The organism is Archangium violaceum Cb vi76, from assembly GCF_000733295.1.
Lineage (GTDB): Bacteria > Myxococcota > Myxococcia > Myxococcales > Myxococcaceae > Archangium > Archangium violaceum.
On sequence record NZ_JPMI01000411.1, the window covers coordinates 1 to 20,480 of the forward strand.

A 20,480-nucleotide genomic window follows, 5' to 3' on the forward strand; every position below is an offset into this window, starting at 1 on the left:
ACTGCGCCCCACATCGCCTGCCCCGCGCGTGCCTCCGCCCGCCGCGTGCCCCGCCGGTTCCGTGGAGACGATGACGCAGGTGCTGGGGTTCCAAGGCTTCGGTGGCAAGCTCGGCGTCAACTTCCTCATCGACGGAAAGGAGTTCATCAACAAACCCATCACCGTGCGCCCGGGCCAGATAGTCACGGTCGAGGCCTGGGATGATATCCGGCGGCTTCCCGCCAGAACCGTATACGTCGGGCAGCTCCTCTTCGGGGAGGGGCGTGTCTACGGGCGTTTCACCCAGGCGCGCACCCCCGATGGACAGACGTATTCCGTCTGCTTCGATCTCTACGACTCCGCGACGGACGGAGAGCGCGGTGTGTGGATGGAGCCCGGGAGCAAGCCGGACGCCGCGATCATCTTCTCCACGGGGAAGATCAGTCCGGTGGAGCGCTTCGAATAGAGGACGCCGGGTACAACGAGAATGGAAGAAGGGTGGAGCCAACGTGGGAGGTCCCTGTTAACATGGCCACTTTGGAGGTCGTGTCGCCATGCTCATCCCACTCCGCATCACCGCCTTGTTGCTCCTTCTGTATTCGAGCGCTCCCGTACTCGCCCAGTCCCTCACTCCTGGCTGGGATATATCGGGAGCGCCCCGCTTCACGGTGACTGCGGACACGGCCGGCGAGACCCGGGAGGTGCCCATCAGTCCGAATCGCACCCTCTCGTTCGTCTTCGATACACCCGTTCTGAAAGGGGGCGTCGTGGTGGAGGAGCGTGCGCGTTTCCGTCAGGTAGCGCTGTCGGAGGACGGGCTCATGCTCAACCTGCTGCCTTCCGACGAGTTGAAGCCGGGCAGGCGCCTGCGGCTGACGGTGCGTTTCGCGGATGAGGCCTCTCCCACGAGCCTGGATTTCACGCTGGTGGTGTCCCCCCGGGCCGAGCCGCAAGTGGAGGTCTACCGCGAGCCGCGTTCGTGCGACTCGCACCGGCAGCAGGCGGAGGAGTCAGATGCGAGGGCGCGGCACTACCAGACATTGCTGGCCCGGGAGCGCGCGGAGCGGGGATGGCCCCGGGGAATCATCGGTCTGCTCGCCTCGAAGCTGATGGACGAGAAAGGTATCCGCTCCAAGCGCATCACCAAGGATATCGTTCTGCGCCCCGGAGAAACCTTCACCGTGCTGGATGCCGTGAGCTACCGCGCCACGGGGGGAGAGAAAGATGCCGAGGTGACACGGCTGGCGGTGGAGCTGCTTCTGCGGAACCTGGGGTCCGCGCCGTGGACGCCCACGCATGCGCTGCTCGTGGGTGAGGGCGTGCGGTGGGAGATGGAGGTGTGGCCGCCGCGGCCCCTGTCTCCGGGCAAGGCGGGCCAGGTGCTGATGGAGGTGGAGAAGCCCGGGCGTGTGGGCTCCGGCCCCTTCCTGCTCAAGCTGTGGCAGGAGGGCACTACCCGGGTGGTCACTTTCTCCGGGGTGACTTTTCCGTAAGGGAAGACTCACGAGGTCTCCTTCCGCGTGCTAACCTCCGCGGGTCTCTTCACTGGAGAACCGCCCATGTCTTCGTCTCCCGTTCCCATGCGATGTATCTGGAGCCTCGCGCTGTGGCTGCGCACCACCCGGATGAGAGCGGGGCTCACCCAGCAGCACGTCGCCGAGGCCAGTGGCATCTATATCGGGATGTACGGCCGCATCGAGCGCGCGGCGCTGATGCCCACCGAGGCAACGCTCCAGCGGATATGTCTGGTGTTGAAGTTGGATTACCAGTTCCTGGTGGACATGGTGACGCGCGGGGAGGAGCCCCTGCGCCATTGAATCCAGGTTCCACGCCGTGGGCCGGCTACACCACCGCACGACGCCTGGCGCGAGACAGGTGCTCTTCGCCGCTCTCCGCGAAGCGCCGTGCCAGCTCTTCCCGTCCTTGCTTGCCATTCTGTACGCGGTAGGCCAATTCGGTGGGAAGCAGTGCCTTGACGGTCACCAGCCGCACGTCTCCCGCCGGCGTGGTGAAGTGCTGGGGAAGGGTGCTCGATTCCACGCCCAACAGCACTCCCACCCGGCCATCCCGGGTAACGAGTGGTTTGGGAACTCCCTTCCCCGACACCTCCATGGTCAGCTGGCCTTTCAGTGCGGCCTCACGTACCCGCTCATGCTCCGCGAGTTCATTGGCGACACGTTGGAGCACTTGAAGGAGCCAACTGTCCTGGACGTCCTTGACGGGCTCGTCCGTCTCGATGGCGAGCTCCAGGCCGAAGCCCACGGAAGGCACCGGCTGTTTGGGGGAGGGATCGGAGAGACCGTCTGTTACCAGCAGGAGCCGCTTTCCCGTCCGGTGGATGACGCGCCACGCTTGCCGTTGGCCCGGCCACGCTGGACCACTCGGGGCGATGGGGACGATGGCTTCTTCCTCCAATGTGCCGAGGGTGCGCCAGGCCACTTCACGCGCGACGTCCACCTGCCGCAGCCACTCCTTGTGCGACCCAGCCGACGGTTGTTGCTCATCCCGTGCGCGCCGGGGTCCTGTGACTTCCCTGAACTCAGTGCCCGTTGCGCCGGTGCGCTCAAGGGCTTCCTTGATGTCCTCTGACACGACGAGGACAACCTTCCATCCCAAGGGGCGGAACACCTTGGCCTCACCCACCTGGGTGGGATCGATGCGCATTCCGGCGACAACACGATAGTCACCGAGCCTCTCCGGCTCACCATCCTCCGGCTTCCAGTACTGCACCTCTTCAGAGGCCTCGTCGTCGATGCACTTCACCGTGCGCGCGACGTTGACCAGCAAGTACGGTTCGGACCGTGAGTCCACCCTCACAGGGAATAGCTGTACGTCCCCAGGCGCCATTTCGGACAGGACGCTGGCGACTCTTTGGGTGACAACGGGGAATCCTCCTGCGTCCGCGAATGAGAAGTCGAGTGCGTGGCCTGGGTGCACGACGGGGAGCTGAAGCTGACCTTCCACGTGAACCGGTTTGCCCGCCATGAACAGCAGCGACCCGAATTCCTGGCCGTGCTCATTGATGGGCGTGCCCAACTCCCATCGCCCCGGCAGCGTCATGTCGTCGGTGAGCCTGAAATAGCGCGTCATGTCTTTCTCCTCGCCTCAATCGGTCCGGGTGATCATCTTGTTGAGCCGTGAGCCCTGACGTTGAAGTTCCTCGGCCAGGCTCTTCAATTGCCGCGTGAGCGACTCCCGACACTGGGCTGTCGTCTGACAGGTCGCTACCGCGGCCTTCAGCCGATCGAAGACCTCCTGGTGATACTCCATGGGGTGAGGACCTTTGTGTCCTGGCACTCGGACCTTGTTGGCAGGGTCCTCCATCGACATACCGGCCTTGTCGAATAACGTCTTGAGCCGCTGTGTCCATGGCCCGCCCCGCAAGGTGGACTTCTCGTTCTCCACGGTGGCGATGTGGTGGAGTTCACCCGCTTCGTCATCTCCCTGCTTCCGCATGGCGAGCAGGGCACCGGAGCTGGAGGGGAGCGTGAGCACGAGTCTGCCCTCGGCCACGGAGGCCGAGGTCGCCTCGGATACGGCCGTGGGCAGGTGGAAGCGGCCCGCGGCGGCCGCGTTCTGTACCGCCTGCGAGAAACCCGGCAGCCCTTCCCCCGTCACCGCCTCCTTGCCCGCTGCCTTCCACGTCGCCAGGAGGATGAGGACCCGCAGGGTATTGGGCCCGAGCACCCGGGCGTACCGCTCGCTCGATGCGCGCAACTCGTGAAACGTCCTGGCGCTGTCCGCCTCGTCCCAGAGCTGCCGGGTGGCGGAAATCAATCCCCAGAACTCATGGCCCAGGTAGCTCCAGAGGAAGAGGGTCATTGCCAGGGCAATGCTTTTCGACATGGGTTCTGGTGCCATGAGCGCCACGAGATAGAGGGAAAGGCCGGTGAGCAGAGCCGTCATGGCCTGCGCGGAGAAGTCCCGGAGGACTCCCGTGGCGGCCTCGACCGCAGGGGTGAGCGCAAGGGAGAGGGCGAGCGCGAACCTGTCGTGATGGCTGAGGGTGGTGTCGTCCGGGCCATCTCCCAGGAGCCAGAAGCAGTCTCCCGGAGACCCGCGCCGCGCGCACAGGCGCGCGTAGCCCCCTTCGATGCTGGAGTCTCCCTCGCCACAGGACGTCCAGGCGCCCAACAGCCGTCGGCTGGTGGGCGGACCGATGGGATGGGTTGCCAATCGAAGAGGCACTTCCAGGACGAGCCGGGTGAGGGCTTCGCGGAGTTCCGTGTCTGAAACACGGACGGGAGCGAAGTCACTGCCCGGCGTGAGGGTGACGTACTCCCCGGGGACCGGTGGGGGCGTGGGCGGCTCGTAGCGGGAGCCCATCAGGCGGTTGCCCCGGGGAATGCCCGTGGCGCACGCGGACTGGAGGATGAGGACGATCAGAAGCCAGCCGCACAGCAGGGAGCGCGGCCATGCGTTCCATGGGCCTGCGCTGACAAGACGGGTGGACACGTGGCTCCTACGCCCAGGAGAACTCGTACGCGTTGACGCCGGGCTCCGCCTGCCACGAGCGCACCTTCGCGCCATTCACCTTCGCGGCCTCGAACGTCGCCAGGAAGCCGCCCTCGACGAACGGCCGGGGACTGAAGTCTCCCTTGACGGTGAGCACGCCGCTCCACGGGCCCGTCGTCCTCACGTCCACCTCCACGCCACTCACCCCCACCAGGATGGCCCACGGCAGTCTGTTGAGCAGCCGGTGCGCATCTCCCTGCACCAACACCAGCAGCGTCCTGCCCGCCGCCGACACCAGGAAGTTCTCCGCCGCCTGCTGCCCCAGGTGCCGCAGCGCCGTCTCGAAGTCCTCCTTCTCCCCGCCTCCCAGCCGGGCCGCGGCGTAGAGCACCTCGAGGTACTTGCCGGAGGAATAGCTGAAGAAGTCCAGGAACTGCTTCTCCCCGAGCGTCGCCAGGCACTGCTGGACCGCGGCTTCCCCTCCCCGCTGCCGTACCACCTCCAGCACCGCGTTGAAGAGCATCCCGCGCACCGCGGCCTTCTCCGGGAGCGCGGACAACAGCCCGCGCAATTCCTCCTCGGAGCCGTGCGGCGGCGAGTGGGGCAGGGCGCTCGAGTCCTTCATGTGCTTCTCATCTCCAGTCATCGCGGGCGTGGCGCCGGGTGATTCCACGTCCACCCCTCGCTCGGCAAGTAGGCGGAGGCGGGCGGGGATGTGCTCCCAGTGAACAGGGTCGGACCCGGGGAGGAAGCGCGCGGCGCGCTGTGTTAAGCCGACACTGCCGCATGAGAGCGCAGAACGAGCCCATCCCTCCACCGTCCGGCCAGGCCCCCGAGGGCTACGTCGACATCCCGTTCGTCGTCGAGCCGAATTATGCCGGCTGGCGGCTCGAGCGCTACCTCTCCGAGAAGCTCCGCCGCCTGACGCGCGAGCGCCTCCACGGCATCATCCAACGCGGCGTCCTCTGCGAGGGCCGCCGCCTCAAGCCCTCCACCCCCGTCTACCCCGGCCTCTCCTTCCGCATCCGCCGGCCCGCCAGCGCCGAGCCGGAGACACCCACCGAGCTGACCACCGTCTTCCAGGACGACTGGCTGCTCGTGCTCGACAAGCCCGCGGGGCTCCCCATCCACCCCACGGCGCGCTACCACAAGGGCACCCTCGTCTCCCTGCTGCGCGAGCGCTTCGGCGAGGCCTTCGCCGAGCCCGCCCACCGGCTGGACCGGGAGACGAGCGGCCTCGTCGTCTGCGGACGCACCACCGAGGCCTGCCGCGTCCTCGGCCGCCTCTTCGTCTCCCGCGACGTCCACAAGGAGTACCTCGCCGTGTGCGAGGGCCACCCGCTGGAGGACACCTTCCACGTGGACGCGCCCATCGCCGAGGGCACCGAGCTCATCCGCATCGCCGTGCGCATCGACGCCGTGGCGGGCAAGGAGAGCCGTACCCGCTTCCAGGTGCTCCAGCGCTTCACCCGCGAGGGCGAGCCCTTCTCCCTGCTGCGCTGCTACCCGGAGACGGGACGCCAGCATCAAATCCGCATCCACCTGCGCGAGGCCGGCTTCCCCCTCGTGGGCGACAAGATGTACGGCCCGGATCCCGGCTACTTCGACCGCTTCAGCAAGCGCTGTCTGGAGCCCGAGGCCTGGGCCCGCCTGCGCCTGCCGCGCCACGCCCTGCACGCCGCGCGCATCTCCTTCCCCCACCCGGAGACCGGAGCGGCCGTCACCTTCGACTCGCCCCTGCCCGGGGATCTCCAGGACTTCATCGCCGGCAGGCCTGTCTCCACGGAGCCTCCGTCCGGCACGGACGCGGCATGAGGGCTTCTCCATGAACAGGGCCCGGATGCCTTCCGCCGATTCCAGCACGATGGACGCCCTGCTCCCCGAGGCCCTCCTGGACGTCATCACCGAGGGCGTGACGGTCTTCGATGCGGACGGGCGCTTCACCTACCTCAACACCGTGGCGGAGCGGGTGCTCGGGGCCTCGCGTGAGCAGTTGCTCGGCCGGCGCGTGGGCGAGGTGTTCCCCGACTTCCGGGAGACTCCCCTGGGCTCGGCGGCCCAGCGCGCCCTCATCGAGCGTGTCTCCATCACCGTCGAGGCCTTCTATGCCCCCCAGGACGTCTGGCTCGAGGCGAGCATGGTGCCGCACGGCCACCACCTGGTGGTGCTGCTCCGGGACGTGACGGCGCGCCATCTGGCGGAGGCGGCCCAGGAGAAGAGCGCTTCCCGGCTCTCGCTGTTGCAGGAGATGACGGCGAAGCTGTCCGCGGCGGTCTCCACCGAGGAAGTGGGCGCCGTCCTCGTGCGCGGCGCCAAGGAGGCGACGGGGGCCTCCTTGGGGTGGGTGGGCCTGGTGGAGCCGGAGGGGCAGGCGCTGCGGATGGTGGCCAGCGAGGGTGTCCCCGACGAGCTGATGCGCCAGTACGCGCGTCTCCCGCTCGACGCGCAACTGCCCCTCACCCGGGCCTTCGTCAGCGGGGAGTCCGAGTGGCTGGGCTCGATCGCGGACTTCGAGGCCCGCTATCCGCACCTGGTGGAGTTCGTGCGCGCCTCGCCCAGCAAGGCGGGCGCCTATGTGCCCATGCGCGCCAAGGACACGTCCCTGGGTGCCATCACGCTCGCCTTCCTCGAGCCCCGCGTCTTCGACGAGGCGGACCGTGGCTTCATGCTGGCGCTGGCGCACCAGGGCGCGCTCGCGTTCGACCGGGCCCGGCTCTTCGATCGCGAGCTGTTGGCGCGCGCCGAGGCCGAGTCCCACGTGACGGCCCAGGTGCGCGCGCGGCGGGAGCTGGAGGCCGTGGCGTGGCGGCAGCGCTTCCTCTCCGAGGCCAGCACGCTGCTGGCCGGCTCGCTCGACTACACCACCACGATGGAGAGCCTGGCGCGGCTGGTGGTGCCCGAGCTCGCGGACCTGTGCGCGGTGGACATGCTCACCGAGGAGGGCCGCGTGGAGCACCTGGCGCTGGCGCATGCGGTCCCCGAACGGTTGGAGCTGGCGCGGGAAGTCGTCCGTGGCAATCCCATCGACCTGAGCTCCGAGCATGGCGCGGGCAGGGTACTGCGCACGGGCCAACCGGAGTGGGTCCCGGACGTCTCGGACGCGGCGCTCGCCACCCTCGACAGACCCTCCCGGGTGATGACGATGCTGCGCGAGCTCGGCATCCGCTCGTTCATCTGCGTGCCGTTGGTGGCGCGGGGCCGGGTGCTCGGCTGTCTCTCCCTGCTCCAGACGGAGAGCAACCGGCACTACGCCGAGGCGGACCTGCGGCTGGCCGAGGAGCTGGCGCACCGGGCCGCCCTCAACGTGGACAACGCGCGGCTGTACCGGGAGGCCCAGGAAGCCATCCGCCTGCGCGACGAGTTCCTCTCCATCGCCAGCCACGAGCTGAAGACACCCCTCACCTCGCTGCGGCTGCAGCTCTCCCTGCTCGCGCGGCTCATGGGCCCGGAGGCGCTGGAGCGGGTGGGCGGCAAGCTGGAGGGGGCGCACCGCCAGGTGGATCGGCTCACCAGCCTCGTCTCCACGTTGCTGGACGTGAGCCGCATCGCCACCCGGCGCATCAGCCTGGAGCTGTCCGAGGTGGACCTCGTCCTCGCCGTGCGCGAGGCCCTGGAGCGGTTGCGCGAGGTGTTCGCCCAGGCCGGCTGTGACGTGACGTTCCAGTCGTGGGGGCCGGTGGTGGGGCGGTGGGACGCGCTCCGGTTGGATCAAGTCATCGTCAACCTGCTCACCAACGCGGCCAAGTACGGGCAGGGCCAGCCCATCCTCGTCACCGTGGAGGCGGACCGGGAGCAGGCCCGGCTCACCGTGCGGGACGAGGGCATCGGCATCGCCGCCGAGGCCCTGCCACGGCTCTTCGGGCGCTTCGAGCGCGCGGTGAGCGTCCGGCACTACGGGGGCCTGGGCCTGGGGCTCTACATCAGCCGGCAGATCATCGAGGCGCTCGGCGGACGGGTGAGCGTGGACAGCCGCCCGGGCGAGGGCTCCACCTTCACCGTGGAGCTGCCTCGCGGGGGGCCCCGCCCCTGAGGGCGGTGCCGAGGGCCTCGGCCTTGCGGACGAAGCCCGAGAGCCCCCGCGTCCGGGCGTCCTCCTCCAGCACCTTCAGCCGCTGCCAGGCCAGGGGAGTCCGGCCCCAGGCCCGCTCCGCCTCGGCGAGCGCCAGCCGGGCCTCGTACTCCAGCGGGACGAGCCCGGTGCTCCGTGTCTCGGCGAGCACCGCCTCCAGCCGCTTCACCGCCTCGCCGGGCCTGCCCTCCGCGGTGAGCACCCGCGCCGCCACCAGCGCCGAGGCGAGCCGCGTCTGGACATGCTGGCTCCGGGCCGCGAGGGCTTGAGCCCGGGCGCTCGCCTCGCGGGCCAGGGCGGGCTGGTTGCGCGCCAGGTGCACCAGGGCCAGCACGGTGTGGGCCTGGGCCTCTCCATCCGTCAGCTTCAGGCCGCGCAGCGTCTCCACCGCCTCGGTCAGCGGCTCCAGCGCGGCCTCCGGCCTGCCTTCCTCCACCGCCAGCAGTCCGAGCGACACCTGGGTCTCGGCCACCTCGCTGCGGCCCTCCAGCTTGCGGCGCAGGCCCAGCGCCTCCTCGTACCCGGCGCGCGCGTGCTCCAGGTCTCCCTCCAGCAGCGCCACCATTCCGGAGCCCTGGAGGAGGTAGGCGGTGTAGCGGTCGTCCTGCGTCTGCCTCGACAGGGTGAGCCCCTCCGCGTAGTGCCGCCGGGCCTCGTCCAGGTGGCCTTCTTCCAGCGCGAGGTTGCCCCGGGTCCACAGCCCCACCATCAGGGCATAGCGGTAGCCCGTCTCCCGGCTCCGGTGCACGCCCTCCTCCGCGGGCTTGCGCGCCCGGGCCACGTCTCCGCGCATCAACCGCAGCTGCGCCAGGTTGCTGAGCGTCAGCCCCTCGTTGCGCCGGTCGTTGATGTCCCGCTCGATGGCCAGCGCCTCCTCGAAGAGGGGCTCGGCCTGGGCCAGCTCGCCCTGCATGAGGAGGGTGTCGGCGATGTTCTGCAGCGCCAGGGCCACGCCGCTCCGGTGGTCGATGTCCTTCCAGATGCGCAGCGCCTCGGAGAAGACGCGCTTGGCCTCCTCGTAGTCGCCCTCCTCGTAGGCGACGTTGGCCAGGCGGTTGAGCGTCTCGCCCTCGGAGCGCGGGTCTCCGGCGTCGACGAAGATGCGCAGGGCCTGCTGGCAGGCGGCGGTGGCCTCCGTGTGGTTGCCCAGCCGCAGCAGCGCGTTGCACTGGGTCAGCCGGGCGCGGCCCACCAGCAGGCGCGAGCCCCGCTCGGTGCCCTTGCGCACCGCGCGCGCGGCCAGGGGCAGCACTTTCTTGTACTCGGAGAGGCTGTGGCGCACCTGGGCCTCGGCCAGGTCGATGCGCTCGTCCTCGCGGGCGGGCGGGGCCATCTGGCGCAGCGCCGCGAGGGTGGAGAGCGCGTCATGTCCCCGGCCGCCCGAGGCCTGGGCGCTGGCGAGCCGCAGGCCGTGGTCGAGGTCATCCGGGAAGAGGGTGGAGAGGGTGCGGTAGCTGTCCACCGCCTTGGCCCAGTCCTTCTCCATCTCGTGGAGGCGGCCCTCCACCAGCAGTTGCTCCTCGCGGGACAGGCCCTTGGCGAGCGCGAGCGCGCGGCTGGCGGCCTCGAGCGCGCGCGTGTCGTAGCCGAGCACCGCCCAGGTCTCCGCGAGGGCGGAGTGGGCCAGGGCGAAGCGGGGGTCCGCGGAGATGGCCTGGGTGAAGAAGTCCCGGGCCTTCTGCGGCTCGTAGGCGCGCAGCCGGGCGAGTCCCTCGGCGTAGTGGCGCAGCGCGGTGGCGTTGGCGGGCAGCGCGCCCGTGGTGTGTCCGGCGTCCGCCATGGGGCCGAGCCTTTCCCGGAGCAGGTCGCCCATGCGCGTGACGAGCTCGATGGTCTCCGCCTGCGTCCCGTTCTCCCGGAGCATGGCCACCTCCTCGCCGGTGGAGGCGTCCTGCAGCCGGACGACGAGGCTGAGCCCGCCGCCCATCTCCTCCGGCATCGCCAGGTAGGAGCCGAGCACCACCAGGTTCACGCCGAGGTGCGTGCGGATGCGGTCGAGCGTGTCCTTCGCGAGGCTCTCGTTCTCGGCGAGGGACAGCTCGCGCTTCATCCGCCCCACGGTCTCGCCCGAGACCAGGCGGAGGTCTCCCCGCGCGGCGAGCTCGGCGGTGAGCATCTCGGAGAAGGCCGTGGACAGCCAGGCGACGTCGGCGCGTCCGGAGAGGTTCTTGAAGCCGAGCACCGCCACCGAGCGGCGCGGCTTCACCTGGGGGGCCTCCATGCCGGCAGGGGAAGGCGGGAGGGGCCACGTCCGTGCCGCGTAGCCGCCCAGCGCGGCGAGCACGAGCGCGCACAGCAGGAGCAGCACCGCGGGCACCTGGCGGCCGCGCGCGGGCCGTCCGGGCAGCGTGGGAATGGCGGGCAGCGAGGGGCTCGAGAGGGTGATGCGCCGGGCCTTGGCCGTGTCCTGGGGCGCCACCAGCGGCGCCTTTCCGACCTCGCCCACCTCGCACACCTCCACCGGCTCCTCCACCCCGGTCAGCAGGTAGAAGCCGTGGGAGCGCCAGGCCAGCCCGGGTCCCGCTCCACTGGTGCCCACGACGGCGCGGCGGGCGATGTCGAAGGCGGCGCGCGTCATCAACGTCTGTCCGCCGTGGCCCAGCGGCATGATGCGCGCGGCGATCAGCTTGGTGAGCCCCTCCACGTCCACGGGCTTGGCGCCCTGGGCCACCAGGTGGGGCGGGTTCTCGCGCAGCACCACCTCGCCCAGGTGGATGCCCGCGCGCGCCTGGAGCCGCACTCCTTGCTCCCGCTCCAGCAGGGCGAGCCGTTCATGGTAGGCGAGCGCGTAGCGGGTGGCGTCCACCGGCCGCTCGAAGAGCAGCAGGAAGCCATCGGTCTTGTCGATTTCCCGCCCGCCGTGCACGTGCAGCAGCTCGCGGGCCAGTTGATCATGCCGGGCGAAGAGCTCGGCGGCGCGGGCATCGCCCAGGGACTCGACGAGCCGGGTGCTGTCGGTGAGGTCCAACAGCAGCACGGTGCGGATGGCGACGCTCGGCTCGTCGAGCGGACGGGGCACGCCGCTGGGCTGCACGAGCGTGCGGACCACCTCGCGGGCGCTGGTGAAGCGCTTGCGCGGCAATGGGTCCATGCAGCGGCGGATGACCACCACCCAGCGATGGGGCAGGCCCAGCGCCTCCGAGGACACCGAGCCGCGGCGCACCAGCTCGAGCAGGGCCAGCGTCTCGGAGTCCGGCGAGGACAGCGCCCCCGTGAGCAGCTCGAGCAGCACGAGCCCCAGCGAATAGAGATCCGAGGCGCTCGTGGGAGCGGAGCCCGTCTGCCGCTCGGGAGCGAGGTGGGGCGCGGTGGCGGGTGGGTTCGCGGACTCCCAGGCCCACGCGGGCGCGGCGAGCACGGCGCGCGTTCCCTCCGGCGCGGAGATGAGCATCACCCGGGCGCTGCGGAGGTCTCCGTGGACGAGGCCCGCGTCGTGCAGCGTGGCCAGGCCCTCGCAGAGCTGGCGCGCCAGGGGCAGGGCTTCCTGGGGGGTCAGCGGGCCGCGTTGGCGCAGCCGTTCCTCCAGGCTCTCTCCCTCGAGCATCTCCGTGGTGAGGAAGGGCAGCTCCGCGCCGGACGCCTCGTCGTGGTGGCGGCCGACCTCCAGGATGCGCTGCACGTGGGGACTCACCACGTCCCGGGCCCGGTGCAGCTCGTGCTCGAGGCGCTCCAGGGACTCCGGGTCTCCGGAACCCGTGCGGACCAGCCGCACCGTGACGTGTTGCTGGCGCTCCATGTCGAGCGCCTCGTACGTCTCGTCCCGTCCCGTCGGGGTGATGGACCGCAGCAGCTTGTAGCGGCCGACGATGAGCCGCTCGCTACCAGATGAGGTCATCGGAGCCATTCCGGACGCGGGGGGGAGCCGTGGCGGATTGTGCCACACGCCATCCGCGAGGCGATCTCCGGTTGGCTTCATCGCGAGCCATTACGGACAGATGACTGGAGGGAAACGTTCTGGGTGGAATTCCACCTGCGATGAACGGGCGGAGGCCCTCCCCGAGCTCTACTGCTGTTCCGGCTTCAAGCTGCCCCACATGAAGACGAGTATCATGGGGAAGCATGTGGTCAGCGGGTAGAGCAAGAGGGAGAGCAGCAGGCCGGGCAGCACGGTGAGGCCCCTGTTCCTCGTGTAGCTCATGCTGGTCCAGGTCAGGAGCGCGTGCCCGACGTACGAGAGGGGATGGCCTGGAAATGGCCCATCGAGCAGGGCGGACGCATAGAAGAGGGCCGCTCCGCCGGCGATGCCCAGCCGGAACTTGTTCTCCTGGAACCAGCTTCTCGCTGGTGGGAGGGAAGGCCCGAGGGGATGGCGCTCGGGCGAGCGGCTGTCATCCGCGGGGTGATGCTGCTGGAAGACGTCGTGGAGGGTGGACGGGGGTTGGGGCACCACGAGGTACTGCTTCCCAGACTGGAAGATGAGCTCCTGTGCGGTGCTCGGGCCACGCTGGAATCCGGTGAGCGGCCAGAACCGCCCGTCCCGGGCGCGGGTGAGCTCCCGCAGGGCGTGCTCGAGCTCGCCGGGAGGAAGTTGCCGCAGGTGCTCGACCAGGGACTCCAACCGCCGCAGCTCCGCGGGCTGGAGCTTCCGGGCCGGGAGGCCCACGAGTCTCAGACAGAAGCCGAGAAAGGTGCGGTGGCGCGCGGGGAGGAGGGTGGCGCCATGGGGCCCGAAGACGCCCAGCCCCCACCGCTCGGGGCGCGGGTGGTTCACGTGACGGCAATACGCCGGGCTGGTGGCCACGTCGTTCGCCTGGGGCTGCCCGTGCGTCATGTTCACGCTCCGCAGGCAGAGCCGGAGCAGGGACGTCAATGTCTCCGCGTAGGAGAGGGAGAAGAGGGTGAGCCCCATCCTCTTCACATGGAGACCGATCCACCCGGGCAGCAGGGTGACGGCCTCGGGCTGGAGCGCGGCGAGGGGCAGCTGGACCGGCTCTCCGAACCAGGGCCGCCAGAGCAGCCGGTCCGGTGTGAGCCAGACGCGCCCGGGCGAGGTCCAGGAGAGCATCCAGTCCTCGAAGAGCACGGGGTCTTCCGCGCCAGGCGGCCGTGGCGGGAGTGCGAGCGTCAGGGTCTCCAGCCCGCTCAGCGCCTCGGCGAGGGAGGCTCCATTCTGGAGGGTGGCCTGCGCGAGCCGTTGGTGGGCCAGGGCCTCCAGCTTCACGCGTTGGGTGCGCAGCGCCTGGAGGACGCGGAGCCCGGGGTGCTCCCGGGGCCACTGCTCCCGGTGGGCGCGGTGCTCCACGTAGGCGAGCACCTCGGTGAGCTCCGCCTCGTGCTCCCGTGTCTCCTTCAGGAGCTCGGGTTGGCCGCGCAGCGCGCTCCGCCAGCGGAAGGAGGAGAGTTGCTGGATGAGCCGGGTGTAGCGCTCCCGGGCCCGCTCGATGCGCTCCCAGCGGCCCTCGAGCTGGCGGCGCAGGGATTCGAGTGCCGGGGATGTTGGCGCGGGCATGACAGGGATTCTGCCATACGTGCGGTCCCGCATTGGCGTACGGGGAGGGCTCCCCTATGCTGCCCGGCCGATGAAGGTCGCGCTGGTCGTGATGCCGCTGGCGGCGGTCTACCGCCCGAGTCTCGCCGCGGGTCTGCTCCAGGCCGCGCTGAAGGCCCGCGGCATCGAATGCCAGACGAAGTACTTCAACGTCACCCTCTGGAAGATGCTGGGCGCGGAGCCCTACCGTTTCTTCTGCCATGAGGCGCCCATGACGGCGCTGGCCGGGGAGTGGGCCTTCTCGCAGGCCTTCCATGGGCGGCGCGAGGGCGCGCGGGAGGCCTACGCGCGCGAGGTGTTGGACCATCCGGTGTGGGGCATGCCGCTCGCTCCGCGCGGACATGTCTGGGCATTGGAGGAGGTGGCGCCGTCGTTCCTGCGCATCGCCTTCGAGTCCTGCGACTGGGGCCAGTACGACCTGGTGGGCTTCACCAGCACCTTCGAGCAGACGATGCCCTCGCTGTGCCTGGCGCGGATGATTCGCGAGCGCTACCCGAAGGTGAAGCTGGTGGCGGGCGGCGCCAACTTCGAGGCGGGGATGGGCCGGCAGTACATGGAGCAGTACGGCTTCCTCGACTACGTGGCCACGGGCGAGGCGGATGTCTCCTTTCCCCTGCTCTGCGAGAACCTGCGCGAGGGCCGCGGCGAGGTGCCTCCGGGCTTCCTCTATCGGGAGGGCGGCGAGGTGCGTGAGTCGCCCCGGCGCAAGGAGCCGGGCTACGCCCACCTGGACGCGCTGCCGACGCCCGACTACGAGGACTTCTTCCAGCTGGTGCGCACGAGCGCGCCGGAGCTGGGGGCCGGGATGTGGCTGCCGCTGGAGGCCTCGCGGGGCTGCTGGTGGGGAGAGCACTCGCACTGCACCTTCTGCGGCCTCAACGGCGAGGCGATGACCTTCCGCCGCAAGAGCTGGCGGCGCGTGGTGGACGAGCTGGAGGAGGTAGGCCGGCGCCATGGCGCCACGCCCGTGCAGTACGCCGACAACATCCTGGCGATGGACTACTTCAAGGACCTGCTGCCCCACTGGGCGGGCCAGCCGGTGCGCACGGAGAAGTTCTTCGAGATCAAATCCAACCTCAAGCGCCGCCAGGTGCGGCTGCTGCGGGACGCGGGCATCACCCGGGTGCAGGCGGGCGTGGAGACGCTGGCGGACGGGACGCTCAAGGTGATGCGCAAGGGCGTGTCGGGCGCGCAGAACGTGGCGCTGCTGCGCTGGTGCCAGGAGCTGGGCGTGGACTCGCTCTGGAACGTCATCTACGGCTTCCCCCGCGAGGACGTGGACGACTACGCGCGCACGCTCTCGCTCCTCCAGAAGATGGGGCACCTGCGGCCTCCGGACATCTGCTCGCCCATCCGCATGGATCGCTTCAGCCCCAACCACGCGGGCTGGCGGGAGCAGGGCTTCACCCGCATCCGGCCCATGCCGGCCTACCGGCACGTCTTCTCGCTGCCGGAGGAGACGCTCCACGAGCTGGCCTACTACTTCGACTATGAGCACCCCCGCTTCGACGAGGTGCTCGCGCGGGGCGCGGAGCTCCAGGCCTTCATCCTCCAGTGGCAGGAGCGCCACCGGCGGCGGGAGAACGGTGAGCTCGCCGTGAGGCCGCACTGGCGGGGAGGCTTCGTGCTCGTGGACAGCCGCTTCAACCTCACGCCCGCCAGCGAGCACCTGGCCGAGGCCACGGTGGCCCTGCTCCTGGCGTGTGATGCACCTGTCTCGCGCGAGCAGGCGCTGCGGACGGCGGCGGAGGCCACGCGCTCCGGAGAGGCGGGGGCCCTGGAACGGGAGCTTTCCCGATTGCTCGAGTGGGGCATCATCGCCAGTCTGGGCTCGCTGCTGGTGACGCTGGCGATGCTTCCGGATGGACTGCGGACGGAACGGCTCGCGAGGGCCCACTGACAACGAAGGGAGGGGAGATGTCGAAGCAGACGAGGTACCTGCTGACGGTGGACTCGGCGACGGGGGCGGCGGTGAAGCTGGAGCGCCTGGGGGAGGCGGGAGACCTGACCGAGGTGCCCTTGAGCACACTCTCACTGGCGCCCGTGGGCGCGCCGGGGGCGGCCTCCGGGGCCGGAGGGGGGATGCTGCCCATGACCATGCCGCAGATGCCGGCGATGCTCCCCGTCCTCGTGCCGGCGTACCTCTATATGTACGCGCCCGTGGCCTCGCTGCAGGTCGTGAGCGTCGCCTCCCCGGTGGGCCCTGGCGCGGGTCCGGGTCTCGTCGGCCCTGGTGCCCCCGGAGGCCCCGGCGGGTATGCGACGCTCACCGGACCCGGAGCTCCCGGAGGCCCCGGGGCGTACTCGACGCCCACCGGACCCGGAGCTCCCGGCGGGCCGGGAACCCAGGCCGCGCAGCTCTTCGTCGCGGACGCACGAGCCGCCGCCGCCGCGGCACCCCAGGGTCCTGGGGGACCCGGTAGCACCACCGCCACCGCCACCGCGATACAGGGGCCGGGCGCGCCGGGGGGGACCCCTGGCGGTGGAGAGGGGGACTCGCGGTAGGCTGGGTCCGTGGACCTGACCGCCGCTGCCCGGAAGCTCCAGTCGCTCCGCTCCTCGATGACCGGTCACACCGACCGGACCGAGGAGCGGCGCATCCTCGAGTTGTTCGCCGGCGCGACCGCCGCCGAGCTCAACTACCTGCTCCTCAACGTGGACCTGGACGCGTTGCTCGGGGACGTGGATGACCGGGTGGTGGGTCCGGACAACCTCACCGCCCTGCTGGAGCTGCTGTGCGTGAAGCGCGCGCCCGAGCTGGGTCTACCCCTTCGCGCCGCGCTCATCACCGCGCTCCAGAAGGGAAGGACCCCCGGCCTGGCCGAGCGCATGGTGCGCGCCCTCTTCCTGGGGCTGCGGGGCCGCGAGCTGTCCGAGTTCAAGAACCTGCTCGATGGCCGGGGCAACTCCCACGATCTGCAGCAGCTGCTCTTCCACGATGTGGACGACGCGAGCATCCGGCAGGACATCCTCACACACATCCAGCGGGAGGCCGCGGCCGCCCCCAGCGGCGAGAACAAGGTGTTGAGCGACATCGACGACACCTTCCTGGCCAACTGGAAGGACACGCGCTACCCGCCGAAGACGGTGTACCCGGGGGTGCTCCAGTTCTACCGCGAGCTGGACCGGGGGCCGGGCATCATCCCCGGGCGCGAGGGGGACCTCACCTTCATCAGCGCGCGGCCGCAGGATCCACTCGGCCTCATCGAGGACCGGACACTGGCCACGCTGCGCGAGCACGGCGTGTCGTCGGCGGTGATGCTTTCGGGGGCATTCACCCACCTGCTGGGCAATGCACGCATCGCCGCCATGAAGTTCGAGAACTTCAGCCGCTATCTCCAGCTCTACCCCGAGTATGGCTTTGTCTTCACGGGCGACAGCGGCCAGGGTGATGTGGCCTTTGGTGAGAGGATGCTCACAGAGCACCCGGATGCGGTGCGGGCCGTGTTCATCCACGATGTGGTGGATACCCCTGAGTCCGTCCGGATGACGTGGCGCGGCAAACGCGTCTTCTTCTTCGACACCTATATCGGTGCCGCGGTGGAGGCCTTCGAGGTGGGGGTGATTGCCCGGGACGGAGTGGCCCGCGTCGCCCGGGCCGCTCAGGAGGACCTGGCGCGCGTGCCCTTCTCCTCCGAGTCCCAGCGTCAGTCCCGTGTGGCAGAACTGGAGCGGGACTTACGACGTGCTGGGTAGTCTCCATGGAAATCAAAGCCTGACATGAATGTTTCCATGCCACATGCGTCAAAGGTCATGATCTCAGCATTGCCCGCATCGGACGGGCTTTGCGGGTTGATTCACTTAAAAGAGTGATTCATTTCTGGAGTGGATCTGGTGTAAAAGTGCAATGGCGGTCTGCATCAGTCAGTACGAAGCCAGGGGCGCACTGCCGAATGCGCAGCGGTGAGGGTGGCTTCACCGTTCCTGGTCGCAGGCCGAGTCTCCAACGGAGAACGCGATGCGCCTGAACGAAAGAAGAGGGGGGCCGGATGCGAACTGAAACCTTCAAGAGGACCTGTAGTGGCATCCAGGCACGGATGCTGATGGTGATGAGCGCGCTGCTCGTCGCCGCCTGCGGCACGGAGCTGCCGTCGGAAGAGGGCAGTGAGAAGGCCGAGGTGGCCCCGTCCGCGGTGAGCGTGCGCGCTCAGGGCGTGGGCAGCACCAACAAGGTGCTCATCCTGGCCAACACGGTGACCGGTGGCACCAGCAGCCTCGAGGCCGCTGCCGCCCGGGCCCAGGGCTACACGGTGGAGCTCGCCACCGACGCCGCCTGGGCCGCGAAGACCTCCGCGGACTTCGCCACCTACCGTGCCCTGATTCTGGGCGACAACACGTGCAGCGGCGTGGGTCTGATCGCCGCCGCCGTGGCCAACCGCCACGTCTGGGGCCCCGTGGTTGACGGTAACGTCATCCTCGTCGGTACCGACCCCGTGTTCCACAAGAGCCGGGACGGTGGTGTGCTCACCACCAACTCCGTCAAGTTCGCCGCCGCTCAGGAAGGCAAGACGGGTATGTACATCAACCTGAGCTGCTACTACGACGGCGTCGCGGCCAAGACGCCGCTGCCCATCATGGAGCCGTTCGGTACCTTCACCGTGACGGGCGTGGGCTGCTACAACGACGCCCACATCGTGGCCAGCCACTCGGCCCTGACGGGCCTGACGGACGCCATCCTCTCCAACTGGAGCTGCTCGGTTCACGAGGCCTTCGACACCTACCCCGAGGCCAACTTCACCCCGCTGGCCATCGCGCGTGACCCGGTCTACGGCTCGCGCTTCCCGGGCTCCAGGGACTTCGCGGACGGCTCGCACGGCGTGCCCTACATCCTGGTGCGTGGCGCGGCGCCCGTGCGGTGCGGTGACGGCGTCATTCAGTACCCCGAGCAGTGCGACACCGGCGCCAACAACGGCAAGCCCGGCACCCCCTGCTCCTCCACGTGCCGCCTGAACTGGTGCGGTGACGGCAAGGTGGACCCCGGCGAGCAGTGCGACAACGGCGCTGGCAACGGCACCGGTTCCTGCAGCGCCTCCTGCACCACCACCGTCATCAACCGTCCTCCCGAGGCGAAGTGCAAGGACCTGACGCTGTCGGCCAACGCCACCTGCGGCGCCACCGGCTCCGTGAACAACGGCTCGTCCGATCCCGACGGTGACCTGGTGGGCTGCACGCAGTCCGCCTCCATCTTCAGCCCGGGCACCACGCCCGTGACGCTGACCTGCACCGACCGGGCCGGCCTGTCCTCCTCGTGCTCGGCGATGGTGACGGTGGTGGATGACAGCGCTCCGAGCATCTCGTGCCCGGACAACATCGAGGCCGAGTGCACGGGTTACAGGGCTCGCGTGAACCCCGGCGAGGCGACCGGCTTCGACAACTGCGGCGTGCCGACCATTCGCAGCCCGGGTGAGGGTTACTACGGGCTGGGCACCACCAGCGTGACGCACACGGCGACGGACTACTTCGGCAACGTCTCCACCTGCTCCAACTCGGTGACGGTGGTCGACACCCTGGCCCCCGAGATCTCCCTGGCGGGCTACTCCGACGTGACGCTCGAGTGCCGCACGACCTACGTCGAGGCGGGCGCCTCGGCCACGGACCAGTGCTACGGTGACCTGACCTCCGCGCTGACCGTCTCCGGCACCGTCAACACCAAGGTTCCGGGCACCTACGTCCTGACCTACTCGGTGAGGGACGCGTCCGGCAACGAGGCCACGGCCTACCGCAGCGTCACCGTCGTCCCGGGCGCCTCCGGCACCTGCGATGACCGCGGCGGCGGCTGGATCCTCACGGGCAGCATGGCCCTGCCGCGCCTGCTCCACACGGCGACCCTGCTGGACGACGGCAAGGTGCTGGTGGCCGGTGGCTTCAACACCACCTCGGAGCTGTACAACCCGGTGACCAAGACCTGGTCCGCCACGGGCAACAACCTGGGCTCGCACCGTGGCCACACGGCCACCAAGCTGACGGACGGCCGCGTGCTCATCGCGGGCGGCGGCTCGTGCCCCATCACCAGCACCACCGCCGAGCTGTACCTCCCGGCCCTGGGCAAGTGGAAGGCCGCGGGCGCTCTCAACACCCAGCGCTTCCACCACGCCGCGGTCCTGCTGCCCAACGGCAAGGTCCTCGTGGCCGGTGGCCGCACGGGTGAGTACGACAGCGCCACGCTGGCCTCGGCCGAGCTGTATGACCCGGCCACCAACAGCTGGTCCTACACGGGCAGCCTGAACACGGCCCGCGCCTACCACACCATCACCCTGCTGCCCAACGGCAAGGTGCTGGTGACGGGTGGCAACGACGCCGCCGATGGCCTCATCTCCTCCGCGGAGCTGTACGACCCGGCCACGGGCCGGTGGACGACCGTGGCCTCCCTGGGCACGGGCCGCGCCTCGCACACCGCCACCCTGCTGCCCAACGGCAAGGTGCTGGTCGCCGGTGGCTCGGGCATCGACGTGGCGCTGAGCGCCTCGGCCGAGCTGTATGACCCGGCCA

The 20,480-nt window shown here is 69.8% G+C and carries 13 protein-coding genes and 1 pseudogene; 9 read left to right on the plus strand and 5 right to left on the minus strand.

Features of this window, described 5'->3' with window-relative positions:
• From Q664_RS49690 to Q664_RS49700, 3 genes and pseudogenes are all read left to right on the plus strand, one after another.
• Positions 1 to 445 (plus strand): annotated as a pseudogene (locus Q664_RS49690) (hypothetical protein); the annotation flags it as partial.
• 88 nt (positions 446 to 533) lie between these two features.
• The gene (locus tag Q664_RS49695; protein WP_043414060.1) at positions 534 to 1,472 is read left to right on the plus strand and encodes a DUF2381 family protein; all 939 of its coding nucleotides are present in this window, start codon (positions 534 to 536) and stop codon (positions 1,470 to 1,472) included.
• Between the two features lie 66 nt (positions 1,473 to 1,538).
• Positions 1,539 to 1,796, plus strand: a complete 258-nt coding sequence (locus Q664_RS49700; protein ID WP_084610993.1) for a helix-turn-helix domain-containing protein — start codon at positions 1,539 to 1,541, stop codon at positions 1,794 to 1,796.
• Positions 1,797 to 1,821: 25 nt separating this feature from the next.
• Here the strand turns inward: Q664_RS49700 and Q664_RS49705 are convergent, their stop codons facing one another.
• The 3 genes from Q664_RS49705 to Q664_RS49715 are packed head-to-tail and all read right to left on the minus strand — an operon-like array spanning position 1,822 to position 5,059.
• Entirely contained in the window at positions 1,822 to 3,069 is a 1,248-nt protein-coding gene (locus Q664_RS49705) for an imm11 family protein (RefSeq protein WP_043414065.1), read from the minus strand.
• A gap of 15 nt (positions 3,070 to 3,084) precedes the next feature.
• Complete coding sequence (locus Q664_RS49710; RefSeq protein WP_052519693.1) at positions 3,085 to 4,434, minus strand: AHH domain-containing protein; 1,350 nt, start codon at positions 4,432 to 4,434, stop codon at positions 3,085 to 3,087.
• Between the two features lie 7 nt (positions 4,435 to 4,441).
• Positions 4,442 to 5,059 (minus strand): DUF2378 family protein, encoded by a 618-nt coding sequence (locus Q664_RS49715; RefSeq protein ID WP_052519694.1) that lies wholly within the window; start codon positions 5,057 to 5,059, stop codon positions 4,442 to 4,444.
• Positions 5,060 to 5,220: 161 nt separating this feature from the next.
• On the opposite strand from Q664_RS49715, the gene Q664_RS49720 reads away from it, so the two are divergent.
• Entirely contained in the window at positions 5,221 to 6,249 is a 1,029-nt protein-coding gene (locus Q664_RS49720) for an RluA family pseudouridine synthase (protein ID WP_043414068.1), read from the plus strand.
• 10 nt (positions 6,250 to 6,259) lie between these two features.
• Entirely contained in the window at positions 6,260 to 8,464 is a 2,205-nt protein-coding gene (locus tag Q664_RS49725) for an ATP-binding protein (protein WP_084610995.1), read from the plus strand.
• Here the strand turns inward: Q664_RS49725 and Q664_RS49730 are convergent.
• Together Q664_RS49730 and Q664_RS49735 are read right to left on the minus strand one after the other, a co-directional pair.
• The gene (locus tag Q664_RS49730; RefSeq protein ID WP_043414071.1) at positions 8,427 to 12,338 is read right to left on the minus strand and encodes a tetratricopeptide repeat protein; all 3,912 of its coding nucleotides are present in this window, start codon (positions 12,336 to 12,338) and stop codon (positions 8,427 to 8,429) included. The genes Q664_RS49725 and Q664_RS49730 overlap by 38 nt on opposite strands.
• Positions 12,339 to 12,506: 168 nt before the next feature.
• Entirely contained in the window at positions 12,507 to 13,952 is a 1,446-nt protein-coding gene (locus tag Q664_RS49735) for a hypothetical protein (protein WP_043414073.1), read from the minus strand.
• A gap of 70 nt (positions 13,953 to 14,022) precedes the next feature.
• On the opposite strand from Q664_RS49735, the gene Q664_RS49740 reads away from it, so the two are divergent.
• The 4 genes from Q664_RS49740 to Q664_RS53870 all read left to right on the plus strand — a co-directional run.
• A complete protein-coding gene (locus Q664_RS49740; RefSeq protein WP_043414075.1) occupies positions 14,023 to 15,891 on the plus strand; it encodes a RiPP maturation radical SAM C-methyltransferase in 1,869 nt (622 codons plus the stop codon).
• A 17-nt stretch (positions 15,892 to 15,908) separates the two neighbouring features.
• On the plus strand, positions 15,909 to 16,496 hold the full coding sequence (locus Q664_RS59835; RefSeq protein WP_052519696.1) for a hypothetical protein: 588 nt from the start codon (positions 15,909 to 15,911) through the stop codon (positions 16,494 to 16,496).
• Between the two features lie 9 nt (positions 16,497 to 16,505).
• Complete coding sequence (locus tag Q664_RS49750; protein ID WP_043414077.1) at positions 16,506 to 17,687, plus strand: phosphatase domain-containing protein; 1,182 nt, start codon at positions 16,506 to 16,508, stop codon at positions 17,685 to 17,687.
• A 293-nt stretch (positions 17,688 to 17,980) separates the two neighbouring features.
• On the plus strand, positions 17,981 to 20,480 hold a 2,500-nt coding region (locus Q664_RS53870), incomplete at its 3' end, for an immunoglobulin-like domain-containing protein (RefSeq protein WP_084610999.1).